At 65.6% G+C, this 16,361-nt stretch carries 19 protein-coding genes; 13 read left to right on the top strand and 6 right to left on the bottom strand.

Annotation, left to right across the window (positions count from 1 at the left end):
* Positions 1-18 precede the first annotated feature (18 nt).
* From folP to CH251_RS06115, 6 genes are all read left to right on the top strand, one after another.
* Entirely contained in the window at positions 19-879 is an 861-nt protein-coding gene (gene folP / locus CH251_RS06140; protein ID WP_032394089.1) for a dihydropteroate synthase, read from the top strand.
* The gene (locus CH251_RS06135) at positions 876-1,805 is read left to right on the top strand and encodes a glucosyl-3-phosphoglycerate synthase (RefSeq protein ID WP_094612353.1); all 930 of its coding nucleotides are present in this window, start codon (positions 876-878) and stop codon (positions 1,803-1,805) included. The genes folP and CH251_RS06135 overlap by 4 nt, the downstream gene beginning before the upstream one ends.
* A gap of 30 nt (positions 1,806-1,835) precedes the next feature.
* Positions 1,836-2,165, top strand: coding sequence for a DivIVA domain-containing protein (locus tag CH251_RS06130; RefSeq protein ID WP_094612352.1), 330 nt, complete (start codon positions 1,836-1,838; stop codon positions 2,163-2,165).
* The gene (locus tag CH251_RS06125; RefSeq protein WP_094612351.1) at positions 2,162-2,770 is read left to right on the top strand and encodes a DNA-3-methyladenine glycosylase I; all 609 of its coding nucleotides are present in this window, start codon (positions 2,162-2,164) and stop codon (positions 2,768-2,770) included. The genes CH251_RS06130 and CH251_RS06125 overlap by 4 nt, the downstream gene beginning before the upstream one ends.
* A 95-nt stretch (positions 2,771-2,865) precedes the next feature.
* Positions 2,866-3,033 carry a DUF3117 domain-containing protein gene (locus CH251_RS06120; RefSeq protein ID WP_008714277.1) on the top strand — a complete coding sequence of 56 codons (168 nt, stop codon included), beginning with the start codon at positions 2,866-2,868 and terminating at the stop codon, positions 3,031-3,033.
* Positions 3,034-3,145: 112 nt separating this feature from the next.
* Positions 3,146-4,000, top strand: coding sequence for a methyltransferase domain-containing protein (locus tag CH251_RS06115; protein WP_094612350.1), 855 nt, complete (start codon positions 3,146-3,148; stop codon positions 3,998-4,000).
* Between the two features lie 10 nt (positions 4,001-4,010).
* Here CH251_RS06115 and glgA read toward each other — a convergent pair whose 3' ends face one another.
* Positions 4,011-5,174 carry a glycogen synthase gene (glgA, locus tag CH251_RS06110; protein ID WP_094612349.1) on the bottom strand — a complete coding sequence of 388 codons (1,164 nt, stop codon included), beginning with the start codon at positions 5,172-5,174 and terminating at the stop codon, positions 4,011-4,013.
* Between the two features lie 76 nt (positions 5,175-5,250).
* Here glgA and glgC point away from each other — a divergent pair, with 76 nt between their 5' ends.
* Entirely contained in the window at positions 5,251-6,465 is a 1,215-nt protein-coding gene (gene glgC, locus CH251_RS06105; protein WP_094612348.1) for a glucose-1-phosphate adenylyltransferase, read from the top strand.
* A 67-nt stretch (positions 6,466-6,532) separates the two neighbouring features.
* Here glgC and CH251_RS06100 read toward each other — a convergent pair whose 3' ends face one another.
* Positions 6,533-7,144 (bottom strand): O-methyltransferase, encoded by a 612-nt coding sequence (locus CH251_RS06100; protein WP_032365496.1) that lies wholly within the window; start codon positions 7,142-7,144, stop codon positions 6,533-6,535.
* 239 nt (positions 7,145-7,383) lie between these two features.
* On the opposite strand from CH251_RS06100, the gene sigE reads away from it, so the two are divergent.
* From sigE to tatB, 4 genes are all read left to right on the top strand, one after another.
* A complete protein-coding gene (gene sigE / locus CH251_RS06095; protein ID WP_094612535.1) occupies positions 7,384-8,010 on the top strand; it encodes an RNA polymerase sigma factor SigE in 627 nt (208 codons plus the stop codon).
* A 16-nt stretch (positions 8,011-8,026) separates the two neighbouring features.
* Positions 8,027-8,353: an anti-sigma factor gene (locus CH251_RS06090; protein ID WP_094612536.1), complete on the top strand. Its 327-nt coding sequence runs from the start codon at positions 8,027-8,029 to the stop codon at positions 8,351-8,353.
* An 84-nt stretch (positions 8,354-8,437) separates the two neighbouring features.
* Positions 8,438-9,979 (top strand): trypsin-like peptidase domain-containing protein, encoded by a 1,542-nt coding sequence (locus CH251_RS06085; RefSeq protein ID WP_373454922.1) that lies wholly within the window; start codon positions 8,438-8,440, stop codon positions 9,977-9,979.
* 18 nt (positions 9,980-9,997) lie between these two features.
* On the top strand, positions 9,998-10,447 hold the full coding sequence (gene tatB, locus CH251_RS06080) for a Sec-independent protein translocase protein TatB (protein WP_094612347.1): 450 nt from the start codon (positions 9,998-10,000) through the stop codon (positions 10,445-10,447).
* 178 nt (positions 10,448-10,625) lie between these two features.
* Here the strand turns inward: tatB and CH251_RS06075 are convergent, their stop codons facing one another.
* From CH251_RS06075 to CH251_RS06060, 4 genes are all read right to left on the bottom strand, one after another.
* Entirely contained in the window at positions 10,626-11,762 is a 1,137-nt protein-coding gene (locus CH251_RS06075; RefSeq protein WP_094612346.1) for an Mrp/NBP35 family ATP-binding protein, read from the bottom strand.
* Positions 11,763-11,814: 52 nt separating this feature from the next.
* On the bottom strand, positions 11,815-12,687 hold the full coding sequence (locus CH251_RS06070; protein WP_179273541.1) for a lytic transglycosylase domain-containing protein: 873 nt from the start codon (positions 12,685-12,687) through the stop codon (positions 11,815-11,817).
* A gap of 112 nt (positions 12,688-12,799) precedes the next feature.
* Complete coding sequence (locus tag CH251_RS06065; protein WP_045199222.1) at positions 12,800-13,342, bottom strand: DUF1003 domain-containing protein; 543 nt, start codon at positions 13,340-13,342, stop codon at positions 12,800-12,802.
* A gap of 20 nt (positions 13,343-13,362) precedes the next feature.
* Positions 13,363-14,637 (bottom strand): magnesium transporter MgtE N-terminal domain-containing protein, encoded by a 1,275-nt coding sequence (locus CH251_RS06060; protein ID WP_094612344.1) that lies wholly within the window; start codon positions 14,635-14,637, stop codon positions 13,363-13,365.
* A gap of 74 nt (positions 14,638-14,711) precedes the next feature.
* On the opposite strand from CH251_RS06060, the gene CH251_RS06055 reads away from it, so the two are divergent.
* Together CH251_RS06055 and CH251_RS06050 are read left to right on the top strand one after the other, a co-directional pair.
* Positions 14,712-15,653 carry a CoA ester lyase gene (locus tag CH251_RS06055; RefSeq protein ID WP_094612343.1) on the top strand — a complete coding sequence of 314 codons (942 nt, stop codon included), beginning with the start codon at positions 14,712-14,714 and terminating at the stop codon, positions 15,651-15,653.
* Between the two features lie 66 nt (positions 15,654-15,719).
* The gene (locus tag CH251_RS06050; RefSeq protein WP_008714301.1) at positions 15,720-16,208 is read left to right on the top strand and encodes a general stress protein; all 489 of its coding nucleotides are present in this window, start codon (positions 15,720-15,722) and stop codon (positions 16,206-16,208) included.
* The last annotated feature ends 153 nt before the right edge of the window (positions 16,209-16,361 follow it).

Here is a 16,361-nt window from a genome sequence, read left to right as displayed (position 1 = left end):
CGTGCCACTATTGATTTCATGAGCACCCTCTGCGGCAAACCGGTCGCCGACGATCGCGCATTGGTCATGGCCATCGTCAATCGCACCCCCGATTCGTTCTACGACGGGGGTGCGAATTTCAGCGACGACGCCGCGATGGCGTCGGTGCACCGGGCTGTCGCAGAGGGTGCCGACATGATCGACATCGGTGGTGTGAAGGCCGGCCCCGGCGACATCGTCGATGCCGAGGAGGAGATCCGCCGGGTGGTCCCGTTCGTCGAGGCCATCCGGGACGCGTATCCGGAGCTGCTGATCAGTGTCGACACCTGGCGCAGCGAGGTCGCCCGACTGGCCTGTGGCGTCGGAGCGGATCTGATCAACGACACGTGGGCCGGTGCCGACCCCGAGCTGGTGCGCGTTGCTGCCGCCGAAGGAGTCGGTATCGTCTGCTCGCACACCGGCGGTGCGGTGCCCCGTACTCGCCCGCATCGGGTTCGGTACGCCGATGTGGTGGCCGACGTGATCACCGAAGTCACCGCCGCCGCGGAGAACGCCGTCGCGGAGGGGGTGAAAAAAGATTCGATTCTCATCGATCCGACGCATGATTTCGGGAAAAACACCTATCACGGGCTCGAGTTGTTGCGTCGCGTGGACGATCTTGTAAACACCGGGTGGCCTGTGCTCATGGCGCTGAGCAACAAGGACTTCGTAGGCGAGACTCTAGGGGTAGAGCTCGCCGACCGGTTGGAGGGAACATTGGCAGCGACAGCATTGGCCGCAGCAGGCGGAGCCCGAATGTTCCGGGTGCACGAAGTTGCGTCGACCAGAAGAGTCGTCGACATGGTGGCAGCGATCCAGGGACTGAGAACCCCGGCGCGGACGGTCAGGGGTCTGGCATGACACTCGCAGATCGAACGGACGTCACCAGGGCGTGGTCCGAGACCAACAGCTGGGACGCCCCGGAGTGGACCATCGCCGAACTCGAGGCCGCCAAAGCGGGCCGAACGGTGTCGGTGGTACTCCCCGCACTCAACGAGGAACAGACGGTCGCCGCTGTCATCGACACGATCCATCCGTTGCTCGGTGGCCTCGTGGACGAGCTGATCGTGCTGGACTCCGGTTCGACCGACGAGACGGCCGTCCGCGCGACAGCGGCCGGTGCACGTGTCATCAGCCGAGAAGAAGCGGTCCCCGGGGTGGACCCGGTCCCGGGTAAGGGTGAGGTGCTGTGGCGATCGGTCGCCGCGTCGACCGGCGATCTCATCGCGTTCGTCGACTCCGACCTGATCAACCCCGATCCGGCGTTCGTGCCCAAGTTGCTCGGCCCACTGCTGATGGGCGACGGCATCCACCTCGTCAAGGGCTACTACCGCCGTCCGTTGCGGACCAGTGGAACCGAGGACGCCAACGGTGGTGGACGCGTCACCGAGCTGGTGGCAAGGCCGCTGCTCGCTGCCCTGCGGCCGGAGCTGACCGGGGTCATTCAGCCCCTCGGCGGCGAGTACGCCGGTACGCGTGAGCTGCTGTCCGCGGTGCCGTTCGCACCCGGCTACGGAGTGGAGATCGGGCTGCTGCTCGATACCTACGACAGGCTCGGGCTGCGGGCGATCGGCCAGGTCAATCTGGGTGTGCGCAAGCACCGCAACCGCCCGCTGGTCGAACTCGGGGCCATGAGCAGACAGATCGTCGGGACGATGCTCAATCGGTGCGGGATGGTCGATTCCGGTGCAGGTCTGATGCAGTTCCGGGTCGACGGTGACTCGTTCGAGCCGTTCTCGACCGAGGTGTCGTTGCTGGACCGACCGGCGATGAACTCGCTGAAATAGCGTGTCGGGCGGTCGTGACAAGATCGTGGCATGTTGACGCTGCTGATCTACGTCGTCGTGATTGCTGTCGTCGGCGCTGCATTGTTCTTCGTGGCGTCAGCGGTGTTCGGTCGCGGTGAGGAACTGGGCCCGCTGCCCGAGGGAACCACCGCGACCGTGCTGCCGGCGGAGGGCGTCACCGGTGCCGACGTGCACGCGCTGAAATTTCAGCAGAGCCTGCGCGGCTACAAGCCCAGCGAGGTCGACTGGGCGTTGGAGCGACTCGGCGGCGAGATCGACATGCTCCGTTCTCGGCTGTCCGCAGCGCAGCAGGCACAGGAGACAGTTGCTCCGGGCCCGGCCGACCCGGACGAGCGATGAGCGCTGTCGCCGGACCGGACGGCCGACTGCGCTGCCCCTGGGGTGCCACCGACGACGACCTGTACCGGGACTATCACGACACCGAGTGGGGGCAGCCGCTCCACGGCCGCCACGAGCTGTACGAGCGTTTGTGTCTCGAAGCGTTCCAGTCTGGGCTGTCATGGATCACGATCCTGCGCAAACGCGACAGCTTCCGCAGGGCATTCGCCGGATTCGATCCGGAGCTGGTGGCCCGGTTCGGCGACGCCGATGTCGAACGGTTGATGAACGACGCGTCCATCGTGCGCAATCGGCTCAAGATCGACGCTGCGGTGAGCAACGCGCGTGCCATCGTCGATTTCGACGACACCGACCTCGACACCCTGCTCTGGTCGTTCGCTCCGAAACCCAGGCCGGCGCGCCTGACCGAGTTCTCCGCAGTGCCTGCCTCGACTCCGGAGTCCACCGCTCTGGCCAAGGAGCTCAAGCGGCGGGGCCTGCGGTTCGTCGGTCCGACAACTGCCTACGCCTTGATGCAGGCCACCGGAATGGTCGACGATCACCTGTCGGGGTGCTGGGTGCAGGTCGTCAATACCGACTCCGGTTCCCGGTATCGACGGCGATAGGGAAGAATAGGGGACAACACCCGTCGCCCCGCGACGAAATTGTCTTTTTGGCCTAGGCGCCGAGCTGGTGGGCGCAGATCTGGAGGGAGCAGAGGATGGCGGCGATGAAGCCCCGGACCGGGGACGGTCCCCTCGAAGCAACCAAAGAGGGACGAGGAATCGTCATGCGCGTCCCGCTCGAGGGGGGCGGCCGATTGGTCGTCGAATTGACCCCCGACGAGGCCGCGGCACTCGGTGACGAATTGAAGGGTGTCACCGGCTGACCGTTCTGTCGATCGATCATCGCTCAGCCCCGCTCGCCGTGACGGCAAGCGGGGCTTTGTGTTGTGTTCACGACTGTGCCGTCCGGCAGAGTCGTGACGGAGGAGGTATCCGATGCTGACCGACGTCGTGGACGTGCTGCTGTGTCCGCAATGCCGAGTACGCCAGGTCGACTCGGGGCTCGGTGTCGGCGACACGGATCGGGCGCTGTGGTGCGATCGAGGGCACTCGTTCGATGTCGCTCGGCAGGGCTACGTCAGTCTGCTGACCGGTGACGGCGGCAAGTTCACCGGCGACTCGGCCGAGATGATCGCCGCGCGCGACGCGTTCCTGGGGGAGGGGCACTTCGCCCCGATCGCCGCAGCGGTGTCGGCGGGGGTCCCGGTGGACAGCGAGGTGGTGCTCGACGTCGGGGTCGGAACCGGTCACTACCTCGCGGCTGTTCTCGACGACCACCCCGAGGCCCGGGGGATAGGCGTCGACGTGTCGAAGTTCGCGGCCAGGCGCGCTGCCCGGTCCCATCCGCGGCTGGGGTCGGTGGTCGCGGACATCTGGAGCGGACTTCCGGTGCGGTCGGGTGCCCTGTCCGCAGTGACGTGCGTGTTCGCTCCGCGCAACGCCGGTGAACTGAATCGGGTTCTCGTCGACGACGGCGTGTTGGTGGTCGTCACGCCCACGACGCGGCATCAGCGTGAGCTGCGGGGGCCGCTGGGACTCATCGGCGTCGACGAGGACAAGCCCCGCCGCCTGAGCGAGTCATTGTCCGGTCTGTTCGAACCGGTGACGGAATCTGCGCTGGAATACTCGATGATGCTCTCGCACAACGACATCGAGGCTCTGATCGGCATGGGGCCGTCGGCACGTCACGGTGACCCCGGGGCGAGGTCCGAGGCGCTGACGCAGCTACCGGACACCACCGAGGTCACCGCGTCGGTGACGGTGTCGACCTACCGCAAGACGAATCGCTGAGTCGTCCCGATCAGCGGCGGCGGGCCAGAGCGTCGTTGTAGACGGCGAGGGTCTGCTTCGCGATCGACGCCCAGGAGAACTCGGCGACGGCCCGCTCGCGGCCCGCCTTGCCCATCGCTGCCGCGAGCGCGGGATCGAGGGCGACCTCGTTGACGGTCTCGGCCAGGTTCCGCTCGAAGGCATCGGGTTCGTACGAGTTGTAGTGCACCAGGCGTCCGGTGCGGCCCTCGTCGACGACCTCGGGAATGCCGCCGACATCCGATGCCACCACGGCGGTTTCGCAGGCCATCGCCTCGAGGTTGACGATGCCGAGTGGCTCGTACACCGAGGGGCAGACGAAGACGGCTGCTGCGGTGAGTATCTCGCGAATCTTGTCGGTGGGCAGCATGTCCTTGACCCAGAACACGCCGCTGCGCTGCTCGGCGAGCTGGGCCACGGCCCGCTCGGTTTCCGCAGCGATCTCCGGAGTATCGGGTGCGCCTGCACACAGGACGAGCTGAATCGACGGATCGAAGTGGTGGGCCGCAGCGATCAGGTGGCCCACACCCTTCTGCCGGGTGATGCGGCCGACGAACGCGACGATCGGCTTGTTTCGATCGACGCCGATCTCGTCCAGAGTTGCGGTGCCGTGGTCGGCGAACCACCGCTGCGTGTCGATTCCGTTGCGCACCACATGAACCCGGCTCGGATCGAGCCGCGGATAGGCGTCGAGCACGTCTTTGGCCATGCCCTCGCTGACGGCGATGACCGCGTCGGCGTATTCCACGGCATTGCGCTCCGACCACGACGAGATGCGGTAGCCGCCGCCGAGTTGCTCGGCCTTCCACGGCCGACGCGGTTCGAGCGAGTGTGCGGTGAGGATGTGCGGAACGTCGTACAACTCGGCCGCGAGATGACCCGCGAGGCCGGTGTACCAGGTGTGCGAATGCACCACGTCCGCGTCGGCGGCGGCGTTGGCCATCCGCAGCTCCGCCGACAGCGTCGTCAACGCGGCGTTCGCTCCGGCGAGTGCGGGATCGGGGTCGTGTACCTGCGCGGTGTCGCGCGGCGCGCCCATGCAGTGGATGTCCACGTCGCACAGCGATTTCAGCTGCGCCGTCAACTCCGTGACATGAACACCTGCGCCACCGTAGATCTCCGGGGGATATTCCTTGGTCATCATTGCTACGCGCACGTGAACGAACCTACATTCCCCAGCAGTTGTGCGTGTACTGCTAGCAAGGTTCTCTCGGTGCGGATAGGTTGAGTGGGTGAGGACACAACCGCACGTACTAGGGATTGTGCTTGCCGGCGGTGAGGGTAAGCGCCTTTACCCGATGACCGCGGACCGAGCCAAGCCAGCCGTGCCCTTCGGGGGCGCCTACCGACTCATCGACTTCGTACTGAGCAATCTCGTCAACGCCGGTTACCTCCGGCTCTGCGTGCTCACCCAGTACAAGTCCCATTCACTGGACCGCCACATCTCGCAGACGTGGCGACTGTCCGGGTTCGCCGGGGAGTACATCACTCCGGTTCCCGCGCAGCAGCGTCTCGGGCCCCGGTGGTACACCGGCAGTGCCGACGCCATCTTCCAGTCGCTGAACCTGGTGTACGACGAGGACCCCGAGTACATCGTGGTCTTCGGAGCCGACCACGTGTACCGCATGGATCCGGAGCAGATGGTGCAGCAGCACATCGACTCCGGTGCAGGCGTCACCGTCGCCGGAATCCGGGTTCCACGCAGCGAGGCATTCGCGTTCGGCTGCATCGACTCCGACGAGAGCGGCAAGATCACCCAGTTTCTCGAGAAGCCGGCTCAACCGCCCGGCACCCCCGACGACCCCGACGTCACCTACGCCTCCATGGGCAACTACGTCTTCACCACCAAGGTGCTCGTCGACGCCATCAAGGCCGACTCCGAGAACGTCGACTCCGACCACGACATGGGCGGCGACATCATTCCGGCACTCGTCGAAGCGGGCGTCGCCTCGGTGTACGACTTCAACGACAACGTCGTTCCCGGTGCCACCGAACGCGACCGCGGTTACTGGCGAGACGTGGGCACCATCGACGCGTTCTACGACGCCCACATGGACCTCGTGTCGGTGCACCCCATCTTCAACCTCTACAACCGTCGCTGGCCCATCCGTGGATCGGCCGAGAACCTGCCGCCCGCCAAGTTCGTCCAGGGCGGTCTGGCTCAGGAGTCGGTCGTCGGTGCCGGCTGCATCCTGTCCGCGGCGACCGTCCGCAACTCGGTGCTCAGTTCCAACGTCATGATCGACAGTGGCGCGACCGTCGAGGGCAGCGTCCTGATGCCCGGCGTCCGGATCGGCAAGGGTGCCGTCGTGCGGCACGCGATCCTGGACAAGAACGTCGTCGTCGGTGACGGCGAGATCATCGGTGTCGATCACGAACGCGATCGCGAACGCTTCAACGTCAGCGCCGGGGGAGTCGTCTCCGTCGGCAAGGGCGTCTGGATCTAGTGCGCTGCGCGCAGTGGTGCGGTTAGGTGCCCTCTGTGGCTCCTGACCGCACCACTGCCGTAGGCACCTACGCCCTCGACGCGCAGATCAACCCGTCGCCCAGAGGTAGCAGCACCGTCGTCAGACGCTCGTCCTCGGCGATGGCCCGGGCGGCGGATCGAACGGCCACTGCGGTCGCGTCACGCTGAGTCGGGTCGGCCACTCGTCCACCCAGTAATGCGTTGTGCAGCACCAGAACTCCGCCGGGTCGCAGGAGTCGAACACTCTCGGCGACGAAGTGCGGGTGGTCGGCCGGACTGGCATCGATGAACACCAAGTCGTAGGTGTCGTCGGCCAATCGGGGCAGCACGTCGAGCGCCCACCCGTTGATCAGCCGGGTACGCGAGGGTGCAATTCCCCCCGCGCGGAAGGCTTCTCGTGCCGCACGCTGGTGCTCCGGCTCGGTGTCGATGGTGGTCAGAACACCGTCCGCGCGCATCCCGTCGAGCAGCCACAGACCGCTGATCCCTGCGCCGGTACCGATTTCGACGACCGTCTTCGCGCCGAGCATCTGGGTGAAGATGGACAGAATCGCTCCGACCGACGGCGGTACCGGGGCGGCACCCAGATCGACGGCTCGCTCTCTGGCTGCGATCAGAACCTCGTCCTCCTGAGCGGAGTCTTCGGCGTAGGCGAGCATCTTCTCGGCGTTGGTCGGCACGCCCCGAGGCTATCGTGCCCAGGGCACATTCTCACGCACACATTCTCAGGTGCGCCTCAGCTGTTTCATACCGGACCCACACGCGGGTCCGTCAGGCTGTGAAGGAATCGAAGGTCCATCTCGATTGCGAAGTGTGAGCTGGAACATCCGAGGGTAGTCGTCGGTTGAAACAGAAGGACGTACGCAGTCCTGAGCAGGAGGATCCAACTATTTACAAGATCAACGGCGATCGCGACATCGCGCGTCTACCCGAGTCCGTACCCGCACCCGACGATCTCAGCGGCACCGCAGTGTTCGATGCGACCGGCGAGGACTCCACCATGCCGTCGTGGGACGAACTGGTTCGCGAACACGGCGACCGCGTCTACCGACTGGCCTACCGGCTGTCCGGCAACGCCCAGGACGCCGAGGACCTGACGCAGGACACCTTCATTCGCGTGTTCCGCTCCCTGTCGAACTACCAGCCGGGCACCTTCGAGGGGTGGCTGCACCGCATCACCACCAACCTGTTCCTGGACATGGTTCGTCGACGCAGCCGCATCCGTATGGAAGCGCTCCCCGAGGACTACGACCGCGTCCCCTCCGACCGACCCAACCCGGAGCAGATCTACCACGACGCGCGTCTGGACCCCGATCTGCAGTCCGCACTCGACTCGCTGGCACCGGAGTTCCGTGCCGCAATCGTGCTGTGCGACATCGAAGGACTCTCGTACGAAGAGATCGGTGCGACACTGGGCGTAAAGCTCGGAACTGTTCGCAGTCGCATTCACCGTGGACGCCAGGCGCTACGCGAGTACCTTCGAGTGCACGGGAAGGTCGACTCCGGTCACGCAAGTGTCCACTAGCTACGAGGAGGGTTGGATGACGCAGGCGCGCAAGCCGAAGCAATTCAGCTCCACCGAACATCTGGCCAGTGAGGCCATCGCGGCGTACGTCGATGGCGAATTGCGAATGCCCGCTTACCTTCGTGCAGCCGACCATCTGTCCGAATGTCCCGAGTGCGCCGCCGAGGTCGAGGCCCAGCAGCAGGCACGCAAGGCACTGCGGGGAGCAGGGGAGATGTCGATGCCGCATTCCCTGCTCGGCCTGCTCAGCCAGATACCGTCCTGCGCGGGCGAGGATCGGCCGTCCCACACCAAGCGAACCTTCATGTCCGCCGTCGCCGACGTCCGTCGTCGCCGACGCTGATCGCATCGACATCTGCCTCACGACTTCTCACCTGCATCGAGCCGCGCCGACCGCTCGAGTGATACTGAACTCTCACACCGACGTATGCGAGGGGTAACCGGACGCGTGACATCGAATTCGACCAGCACCGAGACTGCAGGCACCGACCCGTCGGAGATCGAGCCCGACGGCACCGGCCAGGCGGGACCGGAGGGTCCACGGTTGCCACCGCGTCCGGTGTATCGACCTTCCGTCGATCCGGTGTCGGCTTCGGTGTTCGGACGTCCCGACGACGTGGACGGTTCGTTCTCTCCTCGTAGGCCCGGTGAGGAACTTCCCTCGCGCGTATCGGTGCGGCCACCCGATCCCATCCTCGCCGAGGCGTTCGGACGCCCGGACGATTCCCCGGAATCGCTGCAGCGCGACCCGAATGCCCAGGGCGAAAGCGATGCGGCCCCGTCGGCTCCGGCCGATCCGTGGCGCGATCCCACCGCTCGGGTGTCCCTCGGCAGCGCGGCGCTCGACACACCGCCCCCTCCTGTGTTGCCTCCGGGAACCAAACTCGGTGTGCGCGATGTGCTGTTCGGGCGGTCGGTGTCCGTCCGAGCGCTCGTCGTACTCGGTGTCCTCGCACTCGTCATCGGATTGGTCGGCGGGTTGTTCGGTCGCCTCACCGCCGAGGTGACCGGTGCGTTGACCAGCCAGAAAGTAACCCTGACCCAGTCCAGCGGCGACGACATCCCGCGCGGACAGATCAGCAAGGTCGCCGACGCCGTCCTGCCGTCCGTCGTCTCGATCCAGGTGACGCTCGGCGAAACCGGCGGCACCGGCTCGGGCGTCGTCATCGCAGGTGAGGGCTACATCGTGACGAACAATCACGTGATCTCACTGGCCGCATCCGACCCGGAGAACTCGACACTCGAAGTGACGTTCTCCGACGGCACCAAGGTGCCCGCTGACATCGTCGGCCGCGACACCAAGACCGACCTCGCCGTCCTCAAGACCGACGTCGGCAACCTCACCGTCGCCGAACTCGGTCGTTCCGCCGACGTTCGCGTCGGGCAGGACGTGATCGCCGTCGGATCACCGCTCGGGTTGAACAAGACCGTCACCTCCGGCATCGTCAGCGCGCTCGATCGGCCCGTCGCCCTGTCGGGTGAAGGCACCGACACCAACGCCGTCATCGATGCCGTGCAGACCGACGCCGCCATCAACCCCGGCAACTCCGGCGGCCCGCTCATCGACTTCGAGGGCCGCGTGATCGGCATCAACTCCGCCATCCGAAGCGAGAGCGGCGGATCGGTCGGCCTCGGCTTCGCCATCCCGGTCGACGAAGTGTTCGAGGTGACACAGTCACTGATCCGGGACGGCGTGATGCGGCACCCCGACATCGGAATCAATGCCCGCTCGGTCATCAACGACACCTCGGCAGGCGCGGAAGTGGCGAACGTCCGCTCGGGCGGTCCTGCCCAACAGGCCGGAATCGTCGAAGGAGATGTCATCACCAAGGTCGGCGACCGAGCAGTGGGCGACGCCGACGAACTGGTCGTCGCCGTGCAGGCCACGACCATCGGGGAGTCGGTCCCGGTGCAACTCGTTCGGTCGGGACGGCTGGTGGACCTCTCCGTCACGCCGGTTTCGGACTGACGACGTAGGCTGGCAGGCGTGTTCGGCAACATCGGTTGGGGAGAGCTCGTCATTCTCCTCGTAGCAGCTCTCGTCATCCTCGGCCCCGATCGCCTCCCCGGCGCGATCAGCTGGGTGTCCAAGTCGATCCGCCAGGTCAAGGACTACGCCAACGGCGCGAGTCAGCAGCTCAAGGACGAACTCGGTACCGACTTCGAGGACCTCCGCAAGCCGCTCGCGGATCTCAACCAACTTCGCGGCATGACCCCTCGGGCAGTGATCACCAAACACCTGCTCGACGGAGACGATTCGGTCTTCAAGAACCCACTCGAAGACACGTTCAAGGGCAAGCCCTTCGACGCCAAGCCGAAGAGCTCGGGCGGCCCGACGCCTCAGATCAGCACTCCACAGGGTGGGGTGTCGATGAGCAAGAACGAGCCGAAGCTGTCCGCAGGCGACACCCCGCCCATCGACGCGGACGCCACGTAACCAGATTCCGTCCCGCGGCACTCCACCGCTTGTTCTCGTCAATGGACCACTGCATACGTCTGAGCGGTGCAATGGTTCATTGACGCAGACCAGGGCTTTGCGTCAATGAACCATTACATGCGTCTCGGCGGTGCAATGGTCCATTGACGCGGCGGGGAAGCGGGTGGACGCAGCCTGTCTAGAGTTTGCGGGCCGAGTCGATGCCGAGTGACATTCCCACCAGACCGCGCTCGCGCACGGCGAGTTTCGCAGCCACGGCCTCGAGTGCCTGGGCCGCAGGCGATTCCGGGTTACTCAGCACGATCGGCGTGCCTGCGTCACCGCCCTCTCGGACGGCGGTGTCGAGGGGAATCTGACCCAGCAGAGGAACGCTGGCACCCACGGCCTTGGTCAGCCGGTCCGATACGTCCTGTCCACCACCGGATCCGAAGATGTCCATCCGAGTGCCGTCGGGCAGCTCGAGCCACGACATGTTCTCCACGACGCCTGCGACGCGCTGCCGAGTCTGCAGCGCGATCGCGCCCGCACGTTCGGCCACCTCGGCCGCGGCCTGCTGAGGGGTGGTGACCACGAGGATTTCCGCGCTCGGGATGAGCTGAGCGACGGAGATCGCCACGTCACCGGTGCCGGGCGGAAGGTCGAGCAGCAGCACGTCCAGGTCGCCCCAGAAGACGTCGGCGAGGAACTGCTGCAACGCACGGTGCAGCATCGGCCCGCGCCACACGACGGGGGTGTTTCCCTGCGTGAACTGGGCGATCGAGATGAACTTCACCCCGTGTGCCTGCGGCGGCATGATCATCTTCTCGACCTGCGTGGGCCGGGCGTCGTTACCGAGCATCCGCGGCACGGAGTGACCGTAGATGTCGGCGTCGAGCACACCGACCGACAACCCGCGAGCGGTGAGCGACGCGGCAAGATTGACCGTCACGCTGGACTTACCGACGCCGCCCTTGCCCGACGCCACCGCGTACACGCGCGTCAGGGATCCGGGTTGCGCGAAGGGAATGATCGGCTCTGCGGAATCGCCGCGCAGTGATTTGCGGAGTTCGGTGCGCTGCTCGTCGTTCATCACGTCGAGTTCGACCGAGACGGTGCCGACGCCTGCGACGTCGGCGACTGCGTTCTTGACGCGGTCGCTGATCTCGGTCTTCATCGGGCAACCGGAGGTGGTGAGGTAGATGCCGACGCCGACGGCTCCGTCGGCGGAGATGTCGATGCTCTTGACCATCCCCAGATCGGTGATGGGTTTGCGGATCTCGGGGTCGATCACCTTCGCGAGCGCGGTCCGAACGTCGGATTCGGTCAGTACAGCCATTGCCTCATGCTAGGCGGTGGGCCAACTCTCGATGGACAGCGGGCAGCACGATCTAGTGAATGCGCGGCAACTGGTCCGAGCTCGGGACGATGCCGGTGGCGTATCCGGCCGACCACGCAAGCACGTTCGCCACGTAGGCCATCGAGTTGTTGTAGCGCAGGATCGCTTTGGTGGTCGAACCCAGGTCGCGCATGTTGGTGCCGTCGTCGCAGAGGTACATGCCTGTGGCCAGGGCTGCGTCGAACAGGTTCTGTGGGTCGGAGACTCCGTCGCCGTTGCCGTCGGCGTGATAGAGGTTCCACGTCGAGGGCAGGAATTGCATGGGTCCGACTGCGCGGTCGTATTCGGTGTCGCCGTCGAGCGCGCCGCCGTCGGTGTCGCGAATCACCTGGTTGCCGGCGAGGGTGCCGTTCAGTCGCGGCCCGAGGATGGGCTCGTGCAGCTCGCCCGAGTCGTCGACCTTGCCGTTGTTGGCGTGGGTGGATTCGACACGGCCGATGCCGGCGATGACGGTCCAGCTGATGCCGCAGCCGGGTTGCTGCTGGGCGAGGATGCGCTCGGCGTTCTTGTAGGCCGAGACGTTGACGACCGGAATCGCGATGGGACTGACCGCGAGGTTGGTGGGCAGCTCCGGTGTGGGCGGGATCTCGGGAACCGGCGCAGGTGCGGGGACCGCAGCGGGCACGGGAAGCTCGGCCTGGGCGACCGGCTGCGCCTGTTGATCCTGGGCGATCGGCTGCGGAGTTTCGACGACGGAGTTCGATTCCTGCGCAGCAGGGGACGTCTTCGCGCTGACGAACGGGATGTATTCCGTGGCTCCGGCGCTGGTGGCGGCGGTGACGAGTCCTGCGGGGACGAGACCTGCCAGAGCAATCACCGAATTCCGTCTGACCTTGGAATTCGATGCTTTTCTGTGACGACCCACGCGTGCTGTACCTCCTGATTTCCCCGAATGACAACCGGGGCCCGACCTGATGACCGGGATCGAGGGTACCTGATTCGAGACTGTTCCGTTATCGGGCCGTTACAGAGCGGACCTAGTGCGTATCGGGGTCCGACGCGTCCGGCATGCCCATGTCGTCGTGCACCCGCGCGGCCGCCTTCTTTCGTGCCTTCTTGGGAGAGACCGTAGGTTGACCCGTCGCCTGCTCGAGGAGTGCCTTGATCTCGTCCAGTTCGCGGCGCAGGTAGTCGCGGGTGGCGACCTCGCCGACGGCGATGCGCAGCGCAGCGAGTTCACGAGCGAGGAACTCGGTGTCGGCCTTGGTCTGTTGGGCGCGAGAACGGTCCTCTTCGAGGGAGACGCGGTCGCGGTCGTCCTGCCGATTCTGGGCGAGCAGAATCAACGGCGCGGCGTACGCGGCCTGGGTCGAGAACGCGAGATTGAGCAGGATGAAGGGATACGGGTCCCACTGGAGGTTGACCGCCACGACGTTGAGGAAGATCCAGACGATCACGATTCCGGTCTGGATGGCCAGGTAGCGGCCGGTGCCGAGGAATCGTGCGGCTTTCTCTCCCGACTTGCCGAGGTCGAAGTCGAGGTTGACGTTGAACATCCGCGACCCGCGCGGCGTGTCCATTCTCTGGCGTGCTGTTTCTTTCACTGTCCCGCCACTTCCTGATCTCGCCAGTCCTCGGGCAGCAGATGATCGAGGACGTCGTCCACGGTCACGGCCCCGACCAGGTGGTCCTCGTCGTCGACCACCGGGCCACAGACGAGGTTGTACGTCGCGAAGTATCTCGTCACGGCGGTGAGGCTGTCCTCGGGGGACAACCGCGGCAGAGCGCTGTCCACCACACCGCCGACCAGGCTCGCCGGGGGTTCTCGAAGCAATTGCTGCAGATGCACGCAGCCGAGATACGGGCCGGTCGGTGTCGCGGTCGGGGGCCGCACCACGAAAACCAGGGAGGCCAGCGCAGGCGTCAGGTCGGGATTACGTACCCGGGCGAGCGCCTCGGCCACCGTCGTCGACGCGGTGAGAACCACCGGCTCGGGGGTCATCAGACCACCGGCGGTATCGGGGGAGTGTTCGAGCAGACGACGGACAGGTGCCGAGTCCTCCGGATCCATCAGGCGCAGAAGCGATTCCGCCTCGGTCTCGGGCAGCTCGCCCAGCAGGTCGGCGGCGTCGTCCGGGTCCATGGCCTCGAGCACGTCGGCACCACGGTCGACACCGAGGTAGTGCATCAACTCCACCTGATCGTCGTCGGGCAGTTCCTGTACGACGTCCGCGAGCCGCTCGTCGTCGAGAGCCCGCGCCACCTCCATTCGGCGCTTGACGGGCAGCTCGCGCATCGCGTTCGCCACGTCGGCCGCGCGCAGATCCTCGAACTGCATCAGCAGCTGCGCTACACCCTGATCGGGCATGGACAGCTCGTTCTGTGTCAGCCCCTGCACGTGCTGCCAATCGACGACGTGGATGGCACCACGCCGCGCGAGCCGTTGCCGTTGCTTACGGACCGCCACCCGCGCGACCACCCAGTCGCGAGTTCGGGTGAGTTCGATGCCGAGGTCGACGACGATGGAATCGGCGTCGTGCAGCTCGTCGAGCTCGGGGTCGTCGACGCGCACCTTGGAGTCGAGAATCTGCGCGAACACCAGGATCTCGTTGGCGCGTTGGGTGAATCGACGCAGACTGACGTTTCCGGTCGTGAGCTGAACGGAGTTGGGCTCGATGCTGGTCACTCGCAGCATCGGCACGAAAATTCTTCGGCGAGTTGCCAATTCGACCACGAGGCCGAGGACTCTCGGCTGCGCTCTGCCGACACGCATCGAGATGACGACGTCGCGAACGCGGCCGATCGATTCGCCGTCGGGGCCCAGGACACCCAGGCCGGCGAGCCTGGCCGCGAATACCTTGCTCAGTGCTGCCATGATGGCAAGGTTAGAGGCTCGGCAGTACAGAGGGTGAATTAGACAGGGGTTGTGCTTTCGTGAGAGCTTCGGGCATGCGGCGGTCGGTGCTGGCCGTTCCGGGCAGTTCGGACAAGATGATCGACAAGGCGAAGGGACTGCCCGCCGACGCGGTCTTTCTCGATCTCGAGGACGCTGTCGCGCCGCTGGCGAAAGTGGCGGCCCGAGCGCGCATCGTCGACGCACTCAACTCCGACGGTTGGGGCGATCAGATCAAGGTCGTGCGCGTCAACGACTGGACGACACAATGGACGTACGGCGACGTCATCGACGTCGTCTCGGGTGCCGGACGCAATCTCGACGCCATCCTGCTGCCGAAGGTCGAGTGCGCCGCGCACGTGCAGGCTTTGGATCTGCTGCTCACCCAGGTCGAGAAAGAGCACGGACTCGACGTCGGTGCCATCGGAATCGAACCGCAGATCGAGAGCGCCCGCAGTCTGCGCAACATCGACGAGATCGCGACCGCGAGCCCACGGGTGCAGACCCTGGTGTTCGGTCCTGCGGATCTGATGGCCAGTGTCAACATGCGCACTCTGGTCGTCGGCGAGCAACCGGTCGGATACGACACCGGCGACGCCTATCACCACATTCTGATGACCATCCTGCTCGCTGCCCGGACCCACGGTCTGCAGGCGATCGACGGTCCCTACCTGCAGATACGCGATCTCGACGCCTTTCGTCGGGCGGCCGGCCGCACGGCAGGCCTCGGTTTCGACGGCAAGTGGGTGCTGCATCCGACGCAGATCGAGGCCGCCAACGAGATCTTCGCACCGCGTCAGGCCGACTACGACAAGGCCGAGATGATTCTCGACGCGTACGAGTTCCACACGTCCGCGGCGGGCGGCGGCCGCGGCGCGGTGATGTTGGGCGACGAGATGATCGACGAGGCGAGCCGCAAGATGGCGCTCGTCGTCTCGGCGAAGGGGCGAGCGGCAGGAATGACGCGCACGACCGCTTTCGAGCCGCCCACCTCCTGATCCGTCGTCTCGTTCGCGGGAGGAACAATGGGTGTGACGGTGTCCGTTTCGGGGCACAATGGAGTCATGACTAATCCCCTCTCACAGTCGGGCCGCCCAGGGCAGGGACTGCCGACGCCGCCTTCCGGTTGGCCGATCGGTTCCTACCCCACCTACGCCGAGGCGCAGCGCGCCGTCGACTACCTGTCCGACGAGGAGTTCTCGGTACAGGACGTGACGATCGTCGGCGTCGACCTGATGCAGGTCGAGCGCGTCCTCGGTCGCCTCACGTGGCCCAAAGTGATTGGTGGAGGCATCGTTTCGGGTGCATGGCTGGGTGTTTTCCTCGGCCTGGTCCTCGGCATCTTCAGCGAGAACATCTTCGGAGCACTGCTCATCGGCGTCGGTGGCGGCATCATCTTCGGCCTGATCTCTGCGTCCATTCCGTACGCGGCCACCAAGGGGCAGCGAGATTTCGCGTCGAGCATGCAGTTGGTCGCCGGTCGATACGACGTCCTCTGCGAGCCCCGTACCGCGGAGAAAGCACGCGACCTGCTCGCGAAACTGTCGATCTGATCACACCTGGTGGACGACCAGGCAACCGACAGGTAACGGAATAGCCCCAATCTCCCCTCAATGCCAGTGAGTTCGGTTACGTTTCTTTCGTGCACGGCAGTCCCACACAGTGTGCTGCGCGAGTAACTGAACGTACGGAGGCGGAAAGTGCCG

It is taken from the genome of Rhodococcus sp. 06-462-5 (assembly GCF_002258315.1).
Classification (GTDB): domain Bacteria; phylum Actinomycetota; class Actinomycetes; order Mycobacteriales; family Mycobacteriaceae; genus Rhodococcoides.
This window is presented reverse-complemented; position numbering and strand designations above follow the sequence as displayed.